Origin of the sequence: Caulobacter segnis (genome assembly GCF_029543125.1) — a bacterium.
Lineage (GTDB): Bacteria > Pseudomonadota > Alphaproteobacteria > Caulobacterales > Caulobacteraceae > Caulobacter > Caulobacter segnis_D.
In genome coordinates, this window is sequence record NZ_JARQWW010000004.1 from 356,757 (window position 1) to 370,998 (window position 14,242).

16 protein-coding genes are annotated in these 14,242 nt (G+C 67.0%); 8 read left to right on the forward strand and 8 right to left on the reverse strand.

Features of this window, described 5'->3' with window-relative positions; translation table 11 throughout:
* Positions 1-2: 2 nt before the first annotated feature.
* A complete protein-coding gene (locus P7B02_RS14400) occupies positions 3-374 on the reverse strand; it encodes a winged helix-turn-helix transcriptional regulator (RefSeq protein ID WP_277787033.1) in 372 nt (123 codons plus the stop codon).
* Between the two features lie 111 nt (positions 375-485).
* Here P7B02_RS14400 and P7B02_RS14405 point away from each other — a divergent pair, with 111 nt between their 5' ends.
* The 4 genes from P7B02_RS14405 (at position 486) to P7B02_RS14420 (ending at position 4,021) form a co-directional block, all read left to right on the forward strand.
* Complete coding sequence (locus P7B02_RS14405) at positions 486-1,493, forward strand: zinc-binding alcohol dehydrogenase family protein (protein WP_277787034.1); 1,008 nt, start codon at positions 486-488, stop codon at positions 1,491-1,493.
* Between the two features lie 33 nt (positions 1,494-1,526).
* Complete coding sequence (locus tag P7B02_RS14410; protein ID WP_277787035.1) at positions 1,527-2,039, forward strand: GNAT family N-acetyltransferase; 513 nt, start codon at positions 1,527-1,529, stop codon at positions 2,037-2,039.
* A 55-nt stretch (positions 2,040-2,094) separates the two neighbouring features.
* On the forward strand, positions 2,095-3,273 hold the full coding sequence (locus P7B02_RS14415; protein ID WP_277787036.1) for a vWA domain-containing protein: 1,179 nt from the start codon (positions 2,095-2,097) through the stop codon (positions 3,271-3,273).
* 94 nt (positions 3,274-3,367) lie between these two features.
* On the forward strand, positions 3,368-4,021 hold the full coding sequence (locus P7B02_RS14420; RefSeq protein WP_277787037.1) for a TetR/AcrR family transcriptional regulator: 654 nt from the start codon (positions 3,368-3,370) through the stop codon (positions 4,019-4,021).
* Here the strand turns inward: P7B02_RS14420 and P7B02_RS14425 are convergent.
* Positions 4,018-5,442, reverse strand: a complete 1,425-nt coding sequence (locus P7B02_RS14425; RefSeq protein WP_277787038.1) for a UdgX family uracil-DNA binding protein — start codon at positions 5,440-5,442, stop codon at positions 4,018-4,020. The genes P7B02_RS14420 and P7B02_RS14425 overlap by 4 nt on opposite strands.
* Complete coding sequence (locus tag P7B02_RS14430) at positions 5,442-6,674, reverse strand: putative DNA modification/repair radical SAM protein (RefSeq protein ID WP_277787039.1); 1,233 nt, start codon at positions 6,672-6,674, stop codon at positions 5,442-5,444. The genes P7B02_RS14425 and P7B02_RS14430 overlap by 1 nt, the downstream gene beginning before the upstream one ends.
* Positions 6,675-6,751: 77 nt before the next feature.
* Here P7B02_RS14430 and P7B02_RS14435 point away from each other — a divergent pair, with 77 nt between their 5' ends.
* The 3 genes from P7B02_RS14435 to P7B02_RS14445 all read left to right on the forward strand — a co-directional run bounded on the left by P7B02_RS14435 (position 6,752) and on the right by P7B02_RS14445 (position 9,399).
* Positions 6,752-7,630: a transglutaminase family protein gene (locus P7B02_RS14435; RefSeq protein ID WP_277787040.1), complete on the forward strand. Its 879-nt coding sequence runs from the start codon at positions 6,752-6,754 to the stop codon at positions 7,628-7,630.
* 4 nt (positions 7,631-7,634) lie between these two features.
* Positions 7,635-7,811: a hypothetical protein gene (locus P7B02_RS14440; protein ID WP_277787041.1), complete on the forward strand. Its 177-nt coding sequence runs from the start codon at positions 7,635-7,637 to the stop codon at positions 7,809-7,811.
* A gap of 76 nt (positions 7,812-7,887) precedes the next feature.
* Positions 7,888-9,399 carry a flavin-containing monooxygenase gene (locus P7B02_RS14445; protein ID WP_277787042.1) on the forward strand — a complete coding sequence of 504 codons (1,512 nt, stop codon included), beginning with the start codon at positions 7,888-7,890 and terminating at the stop codon, positions 9,397-9,399.
* Here the strand turns inward: P7B02_RS14445 and P7B02_RS14450 are convergent.
* The 5 genes from P7B02_RS14450 to pcaF are packed head-to-tail and all read right to left on the reverse strand — an operon-like array spanning position 9,396 to position 13,630.
* The gene (locus tag P7B02_RS14450; protein WP_277787043.1) at positions 9,396-10,457 is read right to left on the reverse strand and encodes a Leu/Phe/Val dehydrogenase; all 1,062 of its coding nucleotides are present in this window, start codon (positions 10,455-10,457) and stop codon (positions 9,396-9,398) included. The genes P7B02_RS14445 and P7B02_RS14450 overlap by 4 nt on opposite strands.
* 43 nt (positions 10,458-10,500) lie before the next feature.
* Positions 10,501-11,517 carry an alpha/beta fold hydrolase gene (locus tag P7B02_RS14455; protein WP_277787044.1) on the reverse strand — a complete coding sequence of 339 codons (1,017 nt, stop codon included), beginning with the start codon at positions 11,515-11,517 and terminating at the stop codon, positions 10,501-10,503.
* On the reverse strand, positions 11,514-12,101 hold the full coding sequence (locus P7B02_RS14460) for a uracil-DNA glycosylase family protein (protein ID WP_277787045.1): 588 nt from the start codon (positions 12,099-12,101) through the stop codon (positions 11,514-11,516). Before P7B02_RS14460 ends, P7B02_RS14455 begins: the two co-directional genes overlap by 4 nt.
* Positions 12,102-12,107: 6 nt before the next feature.
* The gene (locus P7B02_RS14465; protein ID WP_277787046.1) at positions 12,108-12,422 is read right to left on the reverse strand and encodes a DUF3253 domain-containing protein; all 315 of its coding nucleotides are present in this window, start codon (positions 12,420-12,422) and stop codon (positions 12,108-12,110) included.
* Positions 12,422-13,630: a 3-oxoadipyl-CoA thiolase gene (pcaF, locus tag P7B02_RS14470; RefSeq protein ID WP_277787047.1), complete on the reverse strand. Its 1,209-nt coding sequence runs from the start codon at positions 13,628-13,630 to the stop codon at positions 12,422-12,424. Before pcaF ends, P7B02_RS14465 begins: the two co-directional genes overlap by 1 nt.
* Before the next feature lie 81 nt (positions 13,631-13,711).
* On the opposite strand from pcaF, the gene P7B02_RS14475 reads away from it, so the two are divergent.
* The gene (locus tag P7B02_RS14475) at positions 13,712-14,164 is read left to right on the forward strand and encodes a PaaI family thioesterase (protein ID WP_277787048.1); all 453 of its coding nucleotides are present in this window, start codon (positions 13,712-13,714) and stop codon (positions 14,162-14,164) included.
* Positions 14,165-14,242 lie beyond the last annotated feature (78 nt).

The window sequence follows — 14,242 nt, forward strand, 5'->3', positions numbered from 1 at the left end:
GCTCAGCCCGCCGCCTGCATGGCTTCGGCGGCCAGGACGTTCTCGTCGCCCCAGGCCTTGAGCGCCAGGATCACCGGCTTCAGGCTCTGCCCCCGCGCCGACAGCGAATATTCCACCCGGGGCGGCACCTCAGCATAGACGGTGCGGACAATCAGGCCGACCTGCTCCAGCTCCCGAAGCTGCTTGGTCAGCATGCGCTGGGTGATGGCTCCGAGGCGTCGGCTCAGGGCATTGAACCGCAGGCGTCCGCCCAGCAGGTGATAGAGGATCACGCCCTTCCACTTGCCGCCGATAAGGTCCAGCGTCGCCTCGACGCCGCATTGCCTCGGATCGGACAGGCCGCAGGCGCTGCTGTCAGTGTGCGGGTTCGGCATGACAGTACCCTTTTGTGTACTACCTACAAAAAAATACCGTACTTGCGCATATCGTACCGTAAGGCGATCTGTCCGTCGACGGCGATGAAGCCGCCGCAAGGAGACACTGAAATGAAAGCCGTCGGCTTCCGCGCCCCCTCCCCCATCGACGCTCCGGACGCCCTGGTTGACCTGGACCTGTCCGCGCCCGTCGCGACTGGTCACGACATCCTGGTTCGGGTGAAGGCCGTGTCGGTGAACCCCGTGGACACCAAGGTGCGCCGCAGCGCCCAGCCGCCGGAGGGCGAGGCCCGCATCCTCGGCTATGACGCCGCCGGCGTGGTGGAGGCGGTCGGCGACAAGGTCACCCTGTTCAAGACCGGGGACGAGGTGTTCTACGCCGGCGCCATCGGCCGCCCGGGCACCAACGCCGAACTGCATCTGGTCGACGAGCGCATCGTGGGCCGCAAGCCCAAGACCCTGTCCTTCGCCGAGGCGGCGGCCATGCCCCTGACCTTCATCACCGCGTGGGAGCTGCTGTTCGACCGCTTCGGCGTGAAGCCCGGCGACGGCGAAGGCCAGGCCCTGATCATCATCGGCGGCGCGGGCGGGGTCGGCTCGGCCATGATCCAGATCGCCCGGCAGCTGACCAAGCTGACCATCGCCGCCAGCGCCTCGCGCCCGGAAACAGAGAAATGGGTCCGTGACCTCGGGGCCCATCATGTCTTCGACCACACCAAGCCGCTGGCCGACGAACTGAAGCGTCTGGGCCTGGAGAACCCGCCCTACATCGCCAGCCTGACCCACACCGCCGACCACTTCGAGGCGGTGGCGGCGGCCATCGGTCTGCAGGGCAAGATCGGGGTGATCGAGGCCGACCGCGCCATCGACCCGCGCCCGCTGCACCCCAAGGCCGCCTCCTTGCACTGGGAGTTCATGTTCGCCCGCCCCATGGGCACGCCGGACATGATCGAACAGCACAAGCTGCTGAACGCCGTGGCGGACCTGGTCGATGAGGGCCGCATCCGCACGACCCTGGCCGAGGTGGCGGGCGGCATCAACGCCGCCGACCTGATCAAGGCCCACGCCCAGGTGGAAAGCGCCCGCACCATCGGCAAGGTGGTGCTGGAAGGTTTCTAGACGAGTGAGGGGCGCGGCGGTTATCAGGCCATCATGAACCCGACCATCCGCCGCGCCACGCCCGCTGACGCCGACGCGCTTTGCGCCATCGGCCGCGACACCTTCGTGGAGACCTTCGGCCATCTCTATCCGCCGCAGGATCTGGCCGACTATCTGTCCTACGCCTATGGCCCAACGCGCATCGGCGCCGACTTGGCCGATCCCGCCAAGGCGATGTGGGTCGTCGAGTCGGCCGATGGCGTCGCTGTCGGATACGCCCTCGCCGGGCCCTGCGACCTGCCGCATGACGAGGTCACTTCCGGCTGCGGCGAACTCAAGCGCATCTACATCCTGAAGGCCCACCAAGGCGGCGGCGTCGGTTCGCGCCTGATGCAGACGGTGTTCGACTGGCTGGAGCAGCCGGGCCGCCGCCTGTGGATCGGCGTCTGGTCCCAGAACTTCGGGGCCCAGCGGTTCTATGAGCGCGCGGGCTTCGCCAAGGTCGGCGAGTACATCTTCCCGGTGGGCCAGACCAAGGACCTGGAGTTCATTCTCAGCCGGGGATGACGGCGGCGACGCCTGCGCCTATCCTGCGCGTTCAAACGCTCGTTGGACGTCGCGCATGTTCCTGAATTTCTTCTCCGAGCTTCGAGCGGCCAAGGTGCCGGTGACGCTGAAGGAATACCTTCTGCTGATGGAGGCCCTGGACAAGGACGTCATCAACCGGTCGGTGGAGGACTTCTACTACCTGTCCCGCGCCGCCCTGGTGAAGGACGAGAAGAACCTCGACAAGTTCGACCGCGTGTTCGGCCATGTCTTCAAAGGCCTCGAGAACACCGCCGAAGGCCTGACCGCCGACATTCCGGCCGAGTGGCTGAAGGCCCTGACCGAGAAGTTCCTCACCGAGGAGGAGAAGGCCGAGATCGAGGCCATGGGCGGCTTCGAGAAGCTGATGGAGACCCTTCAGGAGCGCCTGCGCGAGCAGAAGGAGCGCCACGAGGGCGGCAACAAGTGGATCGGCACGGGCGGCACAAGCCCCTTCGGCGCCAACGGCTACAATCCCGAGGGTGTGCGCATCGGCCAGGACAAGGGCCGCCACGGCCGAGCCGTGAAGGTCTGGGACAAGCGCGAGTACAAGAATCTCGACGACAGCGTCGAGCTGGGCACCCGCAACATCAAGGTCGCCCTGCGCCGCCTGCGCAAGTTCGCTCGCCAGGGCGCGCCGGACGAACTGGACCTGGACGGCACCATCCGCGGCACGGCCGAGAAGGGCTACCTCGACATCCAGCTTCGCCCCGAGCGGCGCAACAGCATCAAGGTGCTGCTGTTCTTCGACATCGGCGGCTCCATGGACAGCCATATCAAGCTCTGCGAGGAGCTGTTCAGCGCGGCCAAGACCGAGTTCAAAAACCTGGAGTTCTTCTACTTCCACAACTGCCTCTACGAGAGCGTGTGGAAGGACAACCGCCGTCGCCAGACCGAGAAGACGGCGACCTGGGACGTGCTTCACAAGTACCCCGGCGACTACAAGGTCATCTTCGTGGGCGACGCCACCATGAGCCCGTACGAGATCACCTATCCAGGCGGCTCGGTGGAGCACTGGAACGAAGAACCGGGCGCCATGTGGATCGACCGGGTGACCCAGATCTATGAGAGCGCCGTGTGGCTGAACCCCACGCCCGAACGGCATTGGGACTACACCCAATCCATCGGCGTCATGAAGCAGCTTATGAACGACCGCATGTATCCGCTGACCCTGGAGGGCCTCGACAAGGCCATGCGGGAGCTGGTGCGCGGCTAACTTACGCGCGTTCAGTAACCGCTTGTTTTATTGGACGCTTGCGCCAGTTTCATACGGTCGTAAGACTGCCCTTGCGTAATGGGGGTCTCCATCCGTGAGTCTGGAAGTCGAAGGCGCCGACGAGGCGCAAACTGAAGCCGTCACCAAGAACCTGGTGTTCACCGCCGCCGAGCGGCTGTTCGCCCTGCACGGGTTCCAGAACGTGTCGGTGCGCGACATCACGGCCGAGGCCGGGGTGAACCTCGCCTCGGTGAACTATCACTTCGGCTCCAAGGACGCGCTGCTGTTCGAAATCTTCCGTCGCCGCACGACGGAATTGAACCGCGAACGCGCCCGCCTGCTGCATGAGGCCAACGACCGCCATGGCGGCAAGCCGCCGGTGCGCGAGATCCTGGCGGCCCTGTTCATCCCGCCCCTGCGCTGGATGGCGCCTGAGAACGACCGCCGTATCTCTCTGCAGTTCCTGATCCGCGCCCGCAGCGAAGGCACCGAGGAGATCCGCACCGTCCTGCGCACGGACGTGACGCATCTGCGCCGCTTCTCCGACGCCCTGACCGCCGCCCGGCCGGACCTGCCGGATGTGGAGGTCTACTGGCGTCTGCACTTCGTGCTCGGCATGCTGCACAACAACCGCTTCTCCGAGTTCGACCGCATGAACGCCCTGGCCGATGGGCGCATGGGCGAAGGCGACACCGCCGCCCTGCTGGAACGGATGCTCGACTTCGCCGAGGCCGGCTTCATCCGCTAGGCCGCCAGGCTCCAGGCCAGCCTCAGATCCCCAACGAACTCGGCATAGGCCCTCGCCTTCGCCGCTTCGTCCGGCACGCGCAGCAGGAAGGACGGGTGGTAAGTGACCACCGCCTGCGCCTGATCGGGCAGCTGCAATGCCTGGCCCCGGTTGGCGCCGATCGGCGTCGCCTGGCCAAAGACGGACAGCGCCGCAGTCGCCCCCAAGGCCACGATCACACGGGGACGGACAATGCGGCGCTCCGCGTCCAGCCACCAGCGGCAGGCCTGAACCTCCCCCCGGTCCGGCGTCTTGTGCAGCCGCCGCTTGCCGCGCGGCTCATGCTTGAAGTGCTTCACGGCGTTGGTGACGTAGGTCTCCGAACGCGGCACGCCCGCCTCGGCCAGGGCCCGGTCCAGCACCTTGCCCGCCGGACCGACAAAGGGATGGCCGGCGAGGTCCTCCTGATCCCCCGGCTGCTCGCCGACGAACATCAGGCGGGCGCGCGCCGGCCCCTCGCCCGCCACGCCCTGGGTGGCGTCCCGCCAAAGATCGCAGCGGCGGCAGACGTCCACGCCGGCGGCGACCTCCTCGAGGCTGGTCGGCGCGCCGCCCTCGGCCGGGCGGTCGCGGGCGATCCGCCGGGCTGCCTTCATGGTGCGCTTTGACGGCGTGGTGGGCGCGTTCTGGACCATGGCGGCGGTCCTTTCCTGAGCCGTGGCGATCAGTTCAGGAATGAGCCGCGCCTCGGGAAGGTTGCGCCAGTAGCGCTTGGGCATGTGCTGCTGCATGGCCGTCGGGTTGAGGCGCGATGGATTGAAGATCGAAGCGAAGTAGGTCGCCCAGGCCTCCTCCAGCGCATCTTCGGCCGGCGCCTGCGAGCGATCGGCGCCGGGGGAGAAGGTCAGCTGCGCGCCGTCCCAGTGCGCGCAGGCGTCCGGTGTCAGAATCGTCCAGACCATGCCGCTGAACCGCCGCGCGAAGAAGGGCGCCGTCGCCTCCGTCACCCGATGCGGCGGCTCGAACCAGGCGGCGTAGGTCTCCGCCGCGGCCGGGACCTCGCGGAAGCGGACGAAGGCCTTCATCTTGTGCTGGGCGCGATGGACGGACTGATCGAAGTGGCCGGCTTTCAACACGTCGGGGTCCGTCGCCAGCGAAAGCAGGTTCGGCTCGTCCCGAAGGCGCCACAGCAGGCGGTAGAGCAACGGTAATCGCTCGGGCGAACGGTGCAACAGCACGGATTGAGCGAGCTCGACGAACTCGCGCGAAACGGTGAAGGCCGGTTCGACCACCGGCGCTGACGTCTCGTCGCCGAATAGGTCGCCTTCCCCGCCCACGGTCCAGATCACATCGTCGGGCGCGACGCCTTGGGCGCGCAGGGTCCTGGCCTGCCGCCGCCAACCATCGAAGTCGATCTCGCTGGAAAGTCGCGCCACACGCATCAGAACAGACTCAACTGCCGCGGGGCGGCCTCGCTTGGCAGGTGCGGCTTCAGGTCGTCCGCGTCGGCCAACGGCCCCGGCGTCCAGTCGTCCGCGATGACGAAGGGGCGCAGCTTCTTCTCCGAACCGCACAGCTTCTTCAGGTCCTCAAGCCGCACGCGCTTCTGCCGCCGCAGGACGACCAGGCTGTCCACCGACTTGACCCCCAGGCCCGGAATGCGCAGCAGCATCTCGCGATCGGCCGCGTTCACGTCGATGGGAAAGCGGCCCCGGTTGGCCAAAGCCCAGGCCAGCTTCGGGTCGACGGCGAGGTCCAGGTTCTGGCCGGGCCCTGCGATCTCCGCCCGCTCGAAACCGTAGTACCGCATCAGCCAATCAGCCTGGTACAGACGGTGCTCGCGCATCAGCGGCGGCTTTTGGGGCGGCAGGCGACTGGAGCTGTCGGGGATGGGGCTGAAGGCGGAATAGTAGACCCGCTTGAGGCCATAGCTGCCGTAGAGGTTCTCGCTACGGGCCAGAATGTCGCCGTCGGCCGCCTCGTCCGCCCCGACGATCAGCTGGGTCGATTGGCCGGTGACGTACTTCCGGGGCTGTGCGCGATCCTTCTTGCCCGGCGCCCGCTCTTCGATCGCCAGGCGCACCCCGCCCATGGCCTTTTTGATGACCCCGACGTCCTTTTCCGGCGCCAGGGCGGTCAGGCTCTCGTCCTTGGGCAGTTCGATATTGATCGACACCCGGTCGGCGTAAAGGCCGGCCTCCAGCACCAGGGCGGGCGAGGCCTCCGGGATCAGCTTCAGATGGATGTAGCCGCGAAAATCGTGGACCTCGCGCAGGGTCCGCGCCACCCGCACCATCTCCTCCATGGTGTAGTCGCCGCTGCGGATGATGCCGGAGGAGAGGAACAGCCCCTCGATATAGTTGCGCTTGTAGAAACCGAGGGTGAGATCGACGATCTCCTCCACCGTGAACCGCGCGCGCTTCACGTTCGAGGAAGCGCGGTTGATGCAATAGGCGCAGTCGTAGATGCAGAAGTTGGTCAGCAGGATCTTGAGCAGGCTGATGCAGCGTCCGTCCGGGGCATAGGCGTGGCAGATGCCCATCCCCTCGGTGGAGCCCACGCCCTTTCCATCGAGAGAGTTGCGCTTCTGCCCCCCCGAAGAGGCGCAGGAAGCGTCATACTTAGCTGCATCAGACAGGATGGCGAGCTTGGCTTTGAGATCGAGAACGGCCATGGCGGCAATCTAAAGTTCTCATTTTGTTCTGTCGATATGCAGGAACATGGAACTGGCTGCGACGTTTCCTCGCGGTCATGACCCGCCTGCGAATCCGCCACGAAACCCGTTATTCCTATGAGCATCCGGTGCGGTTCGGGCCGCAGCGTCTCATGTTGCGCCCACGCGACAGCCACGCGGCGCGCATCGTCGAGGCGACGCTGGAGCTGTCGCCCGTGGGCGCATCCCGCTGGGTCTACGACGCCCTTGGCAATTGCGTCTGCTGGTACACGCCGGAGCAGGAAGCGAACGAACTGCGGATCGTCAGCCATCTGCTGATCGACCGCTTTCCAGCCCCCCTGTCGCCGTTGGAGATCGGCGACCCGCACACCGCCACGCCCATCGTCTATGAGCGCGAGGACCGAACGGCGCTGGAGCCTTTCATGGCGCCGGCGACGGATGACGAAGGCGCGGGCCTTCTCACTTGGCTGCGCAATCACATGGGCCGCTCGGACGAACCCGCGCTCGATTTCCTGCTGCGCCTGAACAGCGCCATCCATGGCGAGTTCGAATATGGCCGGCGGGACGCGGAAGGCACGCAGACGCCGGCCGAGACCCTGCGCCGCGGGGCGGGCACCTGTCGCGATTTCGCCTGGCTGATGGTCGAGGGCCTGCGCCGCCTGGGCTACGCCGCGCGCTTCGTCACCGGCTATCTGTACAGCGAGAAGGTCAGCAAGGTCCGGGGCGCGGGCGCCACTCACGCCTGGGTCGAGGTCTTCCTGCCCGGCCTGGGCTGGATGGAGTTCGATCCGACCAACGGCCTGGCGGAATCGCCAGACCTCATCGCCGTGGCCTCCGCCCGCACACCCGCCCAGGCCGCGCCGATCTCAGGCTCGATCTTTGGTGATCCCGGAACCTGTCACCTGGATGTGAAGGTGGACGTATTGATCGACACGTCTCTGTCGGAGGCTGCGTGATACGATGAGCAAAACACGGGAGCGCCAGGCCATGCCGCAAGGGTTCCAGCAGCAGGACGATCCGCTGAAGACCACCCCGATAACCCACGTCGCCGCCAAACCGCAGCACGGCCAGAAAGCCAGCAAACTGGCCCTGAAGGTCAACCCGCCACGCTCTTTCGACCCGAAGCCGGGCCACTAAAGCTCGATTGACTTATCAGCGTTCACATTCAGGATGAGGTTACGCCGCGTCAGACGGCGACCTCATCAGGTGGACCATGAACGCGCCCTTCAAACCGGCGGGCCAGGCGCCCTCCAAGCCGGACGTGGACGTCGCCATTCTGGGCTCGGGCTTCTCCGGGCTGGGCATGGCCATCGCCCTGCTCAAGGACGGCCGGGACGACTTCGTAATCCTTGAGAAGGCGCAAGGCGTCGGCGGCACCTGGCGCGACAACACCTATCCCGGCTGCGCCTGCGACATACCCAGCCACCTCTATTCCTTCTCGTTCGAGCCGAACCCGGAATGGTCCCGTGTGTATCCGACCCAGCCGGAGATCCGCGCCTATCTGGATCGGGTCGCCGACAAGTACGACCTGCGCCCCTACCTGCGGTTCGGGCGCACCGTCACCGACATCAGCTTCGACGAAGCCGGCGGTTTCTGGCGCGTGACCAGCGACGACGGCCAGGTCCTGACCGCCCGCGTCGTGGTGTCGGGCATGGGCGGGCTGTCCAGGCCGATCCTGCCGAACATCAAGGGCATGGACCGTTTCAAGGGTAAGACCTTCCACTCCGCCTGGTGGGATCACGACTATGATCTGACGGGCAAGGCGGTGGCGGTGATCGGCACAGGCGCCAGCGCCATCCAGTTCGTCCCGCAGATCGCGCCAAAGGTGAAGTCGCTGACCGTGTTCCAGCGCACGCCGTCCTGGGTCATGCCAAAGAAGGATCGCGAAAGGCACGGTTGGGAGCGCGCCCTGTTCCGCGCGGCCCCCGTGTTCCAGAAGCTGCTTCGCGGGCTGACCTATACGCGTCTGGAGCTTCTCGCGACGGCGTTGGTCTGGCGGACCGACTCCATGGCCAAGTTCGAGAAGCTGGGCCGGCAGTTCATAGAAGCAACCATCCCCGACCCGGTCCTGCGCCAGAAGGTGACGCCCACCTACCGCATGGGCTGCAAGCGGATACTGATCTCCAACGACTACTACCCGGCCCTGGCCCGGCCCAACGTGGACCTGGTCACCGAGGGGATCGCCGAGATCACGGCCAAGGGCGTGCGCACCACCGACGGCGTCGAGCACGCGGTGGACGTCATCGTCTATGGCACTGGCTTCGCGGCCACCGACGCCCTGTCGCCGACCCAGGTCCATGGGCGCGGAGGACGGCACCTGAACGCTGAATGGGAAGCCGGCGCCCAGGCCTATCTGGGCGTGACCGTCAGCGGCTATCCGAACTTTTTCATGCTGATGGGGCCGAACACAGGACTAGGCCACAACTCGATCGTCTACATGATCGAGAGCCAGATCCGGCACGTGATGGACGGGCTTCGCCGCATGGACGCGGCGGGCGCGGCCTGGATGGATCCCAAGCGCGACGCCCAGAACGCCTTCAACGCCTTCGTCCAGGACCGGGTCGGCAAGACCGTCTGGAACGCCGGCGGCTGCAAGAGCTGGTACCTGACCGAGGATGGCCGCAACACGACCATCTGGCCCGGCTTCACATTCGATTACCGCCGCCGGGTGAAGGCGGTCGACCCGGCGGCTTACGACATGGAGCGGGTGAAGGCCGAGGCTTAAGCCCGGCCCGCCGCGATGCGGGCCTTCGCCATTTCGTTGGCGACTTCGTGAGTCGGGCGCTTTTCGGCGGCCGAACGGTCCAGCACCTCGCCCAGGGTCAGCATCAGGGTCGACAGCTTGTCAGCCACCCAGGACGGATCGAACGCCGCGTCGGCTTCCAGGGCGCGGATCTCGCCGGCCACGTTGATGATGCCGCCGCCGTTGATGACGTAGTCCGGGGCATACAGCATGCCCTTCTCGAACAGGATGCGGCCGATCTCCGGCGTGGCGAGCTGGTTGTTGGCGCCGCCGGCCACCACCTTGCCCTTCAGGCGCGGCAGGGTCTCGGCGTTGATCGCGCCACCCAGAGCGCAGGGCGCGAACACCTCGGCGTCCACGTCGAAGATGGCGTCGGTGGAGACGATCTTGGCGCCGGTCTTGGCGGCGACTTCGTCGAGAGCGGCCTGGTTCACATCGGCGATGACCAGCTTGGCGCCGGCGGCGTGCAGCTTCTCGGCCAGATAGGCGCCGACGTGGCCGACGCCCTGGATGGCGACGGTGACGCCGTTCAGGTCACGGTTATAGGCGCGCTGGACGCACAGCTTCACGCCGCGGAACACGCCCTCGGCGGTCACCGGGCTCGGATCGCCCGAGGCGGCGGCGTGACCTTCCAGGCCGGCCACATAGCGGGTCTGCTTGCGGGCGTTTTGCAGATCGGTGGGCGAGACGCCCACGTCCTCGGCGGTCCAGTAGCGGCCGCCCACGGCGTCCACCGCACGGCCGAAAGCCTCGAACAGCTCCGGGGTCTTCTGGGTACGGCTGTCGCCAATGATCACGGCCTTGCCGCCGCCCAGGCCGATGTCGGCCATGGCGTTCTTGTAGGACATGGCGCGCGACAGCTTCAGCGCGTCGGTCAGGGCGGCTTCCGCATCCGGATAGGCCCACATGCGGCAGCCGCCGGCTGCCGGGCCGAGGGCCGTGGAATGCACCGAGATGATCGTCTTGAGGCCAGTCTTTTCGTCAAAGAAGGTGTGTACGCCCTCATGGCCCTCAAAGGCCGGGGAATCGAAAAGAGTCATGCCTGTAAGCCTGTCCCGCTGCGCAAAATTATGTGCGGGCCCTCTACGCCTCCGGGGCGCGAGTCACAACCCCCGTTTCGACAGGCGCGACGATCGGCGGGACACCTGACGGGAACGGGGCGGCGGGGTTCTTCAGGAAGGCGACCATGTCGGCGAACACCGTCTCGCGCTGATGATCCACCAGCAGCAGATGATAGCCCTTGTCGTAGAAGGCGCTGCGCGCGCCCTGCGGCAGCCGGGCCGCCGCCTTGATCGCCGCCTTGTCCGGAATGATCTCGTCATTGGCGCCGTAGAAGTAGGCCACCGGGCCTTTCACCGCGTCGATCCGCTCCTGACCCCGGTCCATGATGTCGACCAGCCCATAGAGCGTGTCCGACCGCGCCCCCCAGATCATCTGGGGATCCGTGCCCATGCGGTAGAGCTCGTCGATATTGTCCGTGGGCTTGACCTTGCGGGTCAGCCAGGCCGGCGGGGTCCAGACCTTGGACCGGAAGGTATGGGCGCTGAGCCACAGGGCCGCGCGGTTCAGCAGCGGCTGCTCCGACCAGCCCCACACGGCTGGCGCCAGCAGCAGGGTTCGATCCGCGTCCGGCGCGGGATCGGAGGCCATGGCGTCCACCGCCACCGCCCCGCCCATGCTGATCCCGGCCAGGGCGATGATCGCTCTGGGGTGCCTCGCCCGCAGGACCGCGCACAGGGCGCGGGCGTCGTCCACCATCAGGTCATCGCCGCCCCAGACGCCGCGCTCGGGCGAGCGGCCGAAACCGCGCTGGTCAATGGCGTAGGTGGCGATCCCCCTCGCCTTCCCCCACTCGCCCCAGAAGTGGAAGGCGTTGGCGTAGTCGTTCATGCCGTGAAGGCCGGCGATCACCGCCCACGGCTCCTCCTCCGGAACCCATTGCGACAGCCCCAGCCGCGCCCCGTCGATGCTGACGAAGGCCTCGGCGGCCAGATGCGGTCCCGCGAAACCAACGCCTGGCGTTCCGCGCGACTGCACCATGGGCGCGCAGGCGGTCGCGGTCAGGGCGGCGGAAGTGAGGAGGAAGGCGCGGCGGTTCATGGCTTCAGAATCTTCTGCACTCTGGCCTGAAGATAGGGAACCACTTGCGCCTCGAACCAGGGGTTCTTCTTCAGCCAGGCGGTGTTGCGCCAGGATGGATGCGGCATGGGCAGGAACTCGGGGATGTAGCGTTCCCATTCCCGCACGGTCTCGGTCATGTTCGGCATGGACCGGGGGCCCAGCGCCCAGGCCTGAGCGTGCCAGCCGACCAACAGGGTCAGCTCCATCCTCGGGAGGTTATCTAAAAGCTTGCGCCGCCAGAGCTGCGCGCAGCGTGTGGGCGGCGGATAGTCGCCGCCCTTGGGGTTCGTTCCGGGAAAGCAGAAGGCCATGGCCGCCACGCCGACCCGGCCGTCGCCGTAGAAGGTCTCGCGGTCGATCCCCATCCAGCCGCGCAGGCGGTTGCCGGACGGATCGTTGAACGGCAGACCAGTCTCATGAACCAGCCGTCCCGGCGCCTGGCCGCAGATCAGGATGCGGGTCTGAGGCGAGACGCGAACCACCGGCCGTGGCTCGTGGGGCAACTCCCCCGCGCAGGCCCGGCAGGCGGCGATATCGGAAAGAACGGCCTCGAGCGCGCTCATGCCGTCCTAATCGAGATCGTCCTCGTCGGTTCCGCCATAGACCTGGACGAAGGTCGCGCCGCCCGCAGCGACTTCCTCGGGCGTGAGGGCGCGGAAACGCCAGACGCCCTTGAACTTGCCCGGGTCAGCCGGCTTGTTGTGGCGCAGGATCACCAGCTTGTTCTCGCGCGCCAGGCCGATGGCCACGTTGCGCACGTGCGGCAGGATGCGCCGCCAGCGCTCGGGCTCGATGGCCTGGGCGACCTTGGCGGGGTCAGCGGACTTGCCCTCGGGCAGGTCGGCGATGGCGGACAGCAGGGCGTCTTCGATCGGGGAGCTCATCAGACGCTTGCTAATGCAAGCGCCCCGCCTTGGCCAACCCCGATGCACATGGAGGCGAGCGCGCGTTTGCCGCCTCGCGCCTTCATGGCCCGCGCCGCGGTGATCGCCAGACGCGCCCCGCTGGCGCCCAGAGGGTGGCCCAAGGCTATGGCGCCGCCGTGCGGATTCACGTGCTCCGCATCGTCCGCCAGCCCCCAGGCGCGGGTGCAGGCCAGGGCCTGGGCGGCGAAGGCCTCGTTCAGTTCGATGACGTCGAAGTCCGTGGGCGTGATGCCGAGCCGCTTGGTCAGGGTCTCCACCGCCGGGATCGGGCCCACGCCCATGATCCGGGGCGCGACGCCGCCCGCGGCTCCACCCTCGACCCGAGCGATGGGCTCCAGGCCGAATTCGCGGGCGATCTCCTCCGTGGCCAGGATCATGGCCGCCGCCCCATCATTGATGCCGGACGCGTTGCCGGCCGTGACCGTGCCGCCCTCGCGCACAATGGGCTTCAGCGCCTGCAGCGCCTCAAGCGTGGTGTCCGGGCGCGGGTGCTCGTCGGCGGAGAGCACCGTCTCCTTCTTCTTGTCGACGATGGTGATCGGCGCGATTTCACCCTCGAAATACCCCGCCTTGATGGCGGCGGCGGCGCGCTGCTGGCTGCGATAGGCGAAGGCGTCCTGGTCGGCGCGGGCGATCTGGTAGTCCTCGGCCACGTTTTCGGCGGTCTCCGGCATGGCGTCCACGCCGTAGGCCTTGCGCATGGCCGGATTGATGAACCGCCAGCCTATGGTGGTGTCGAAGATTTCGGCGCTGCGCTGGAAGGCGGTCTCGGCCTTGCCCATGACGAAGGGCGAGCGGGTCATGTGCTCGACCCCGCCGGCGATCACGAACTCCGCGTCGCCCGTGGCGATCATCCGCGCGCCCTGGATCACGGATTCCAGGCCAGAGGCGCAGAGGCGGTTCACCGTCACCGCCGGGGTTCGCACCGGCAGGCCAGCCAGCAGCAGGGCCATGCGGGCGACATTGCGGTTGTCCTCCCCCGCTTGGTTCACGCAGCCATAGATAACCTCGTCGATCCGGTCCCAGTCGACCTTGGGGTGGGCGGCCATCAGAGCCTTGAGCGGATGGGCCGCCATGTCGTCGGCCCGCACCTTGGAAAGCCCGCCGCCGAACCGGCCTATGGGCGTCCGAAAACCGCTGCACAGATAGACCGTCCGACCTTGCATCCTCGCCTCCGCCTTTTCATTTGGCCGCAGGTTAGGCAGACATGGGCTCTGCGATCAAACAATCGTTCGAGGGAGATGGGCATGGACGGCGGCAACGAGATCATGAGCGGCCCGCAGCGCGTCACCGAGGGCGAGTGGGCGGGGTGGAGCACCTGGCGCGGCTCAGACCCCTTCGAGGATCAGTCCGGCCCCTTCTATTTCCGCGACGAGGATGACGGGACGGTCCGCTGCGCTTTCCGCGCCGAGAGGAAGCACATGAATGGCGGCGGCTTCATGCACGGCGGCTGCATGATGACCTTCGCCGACTTCTGTCTGTTCGCCATCGGCTGGAAGGCGTTGAAGGACACCCGCGCCGTCACGGTCAGCCTGAACGGCGAGTTCGTCGGCCCCGCCGCGGTGGGCGACCTGGTCGAGGCCACGGGCGAGATCGTCCGCGACGGCGGCTCGCTGCTGTTCGTGCGCGGCACGCTCAGCACGGGCGGCCGCGCCATGCTGTCCTTCTCCGGCGTGGTGAAGAAAATCCGCTCCCGCTGACGACGGGATCATTCAAGACGGAACATGGAGGATCGCAAAACTTTCTGACGACCGGAGACGAGCGCTCCGTTAGAACTG

Excerpts from the sequence above, each read along its gene's own strand:
- P7B02_RS14400 (WP_277787033.1), bottom strand. The coding sequence starts at position 374 with ATGCCGAACCCGCACACTGACAGCAGCGCCTGCGGCCTGTCCGATCCG.
- P7B02_RS14405 (WP_277787034.1), top strand. The coding sequence starts at position 486 with ATGAAAGCCGTCGGCTTCCGCGCCCCCTCCCCCATCGACGCTCCGGAC.
- P7B02_RS14410 (WP_277787035.1), top strand. The coding sequence starts at position 1,527 with ATGAACCCGACCATCCGCCGCGCCACGCCCGCTGACGCCGACGCGCTT.
- P7B02_RS14415 (WP_277787036.1), top strand. The coding sequence starts at position 2,095 with ATGTTCCTGAATTTCTTCTCCGAGCTTCGAGCGGCCAAGGTGCCGGTG.
- P7B02_RS14425 (WP_277787038.1), bottom strand. The coding sequence starts at position 5,442 with ATGCGTGTGGCGCGACTTTCCAGCGAGATCGACTTCGATGGTTGGCGG.
- P7B02_RS14430 (WP_277787039.1), bottom strand. The coding sequence starts at position 6,674 with ATGGCCGTTCTCGATCTCAAAGCCAAGCTCGCCATCCTGTCTGATGCA.
- P7B02_RS14435 (WP_277787040.1), top strand. The coding sequence starts at position 6,752 with ATGACCCGCCTGCGAATCCGCCACGAAACCCGTTATTCCTATGAGCAT.
- P7B02_RS14440 (WP_277787041.1), top strand. The coding sequence starts at position 7,635 with ATGAGCAAAACACGGGAGCGCCAGGCCATGCCGCAAGGGTTCCAGCAG.
- P7B02_RS14445 (WP_277787042.1), top strand. The coding sequence starts at position 7,888 with ATGAACGCGCCCTTCAAACCGGCGGGCCAGGCGCCCTCCAAGCCGGAC.
- P7B02_RS14450 (WP_277787043.1), bottom strand. The coding sequence starts at position 10,457 with ATGACTCTTTTCGATTCCCCGGCCTTTGAGGGCCATGAGGGCGTACAC.
- P7B02_RS14455 (WP_277787044.1), bottom strand. The coding sequence starts at position 11,517 with ATGAACCGCCGCGCCTTCCTCCTCACTTCCGCCGCCCTGACCGCGACC.
- P7B02_RS14460 (WP_277787045.1), bottom strand. The coding sequence starts at position 12,101 with ATGAGCGCGCTCGAGGCCGTTCTTTCCGATATCGCCGCCTGCCGGGCC.
- P7B02_RS14465 (WP_277787046.1), bottom strand. The coding sequence starts at position 12,422 with ATGAGCTCCCCGATCGAAGACGCCCTGCTGTCCGCCATCGCCGACCTG.
- pcaF (WP_277787047.1), bottom strand. The coding sequence starts at position 13,630 with ATGCAAGGTCGGACGGTCTATCTGTGCAGCGGTTTTCGGACGCCCATA.
- P7B02_RS14475 (WP_277787048.1), top strand. The coding sequence starts at position 13,712 with ATGGACGGCGGCAACGAGATCATGAGCGGCCCGCAGCGCGTCACCGAG.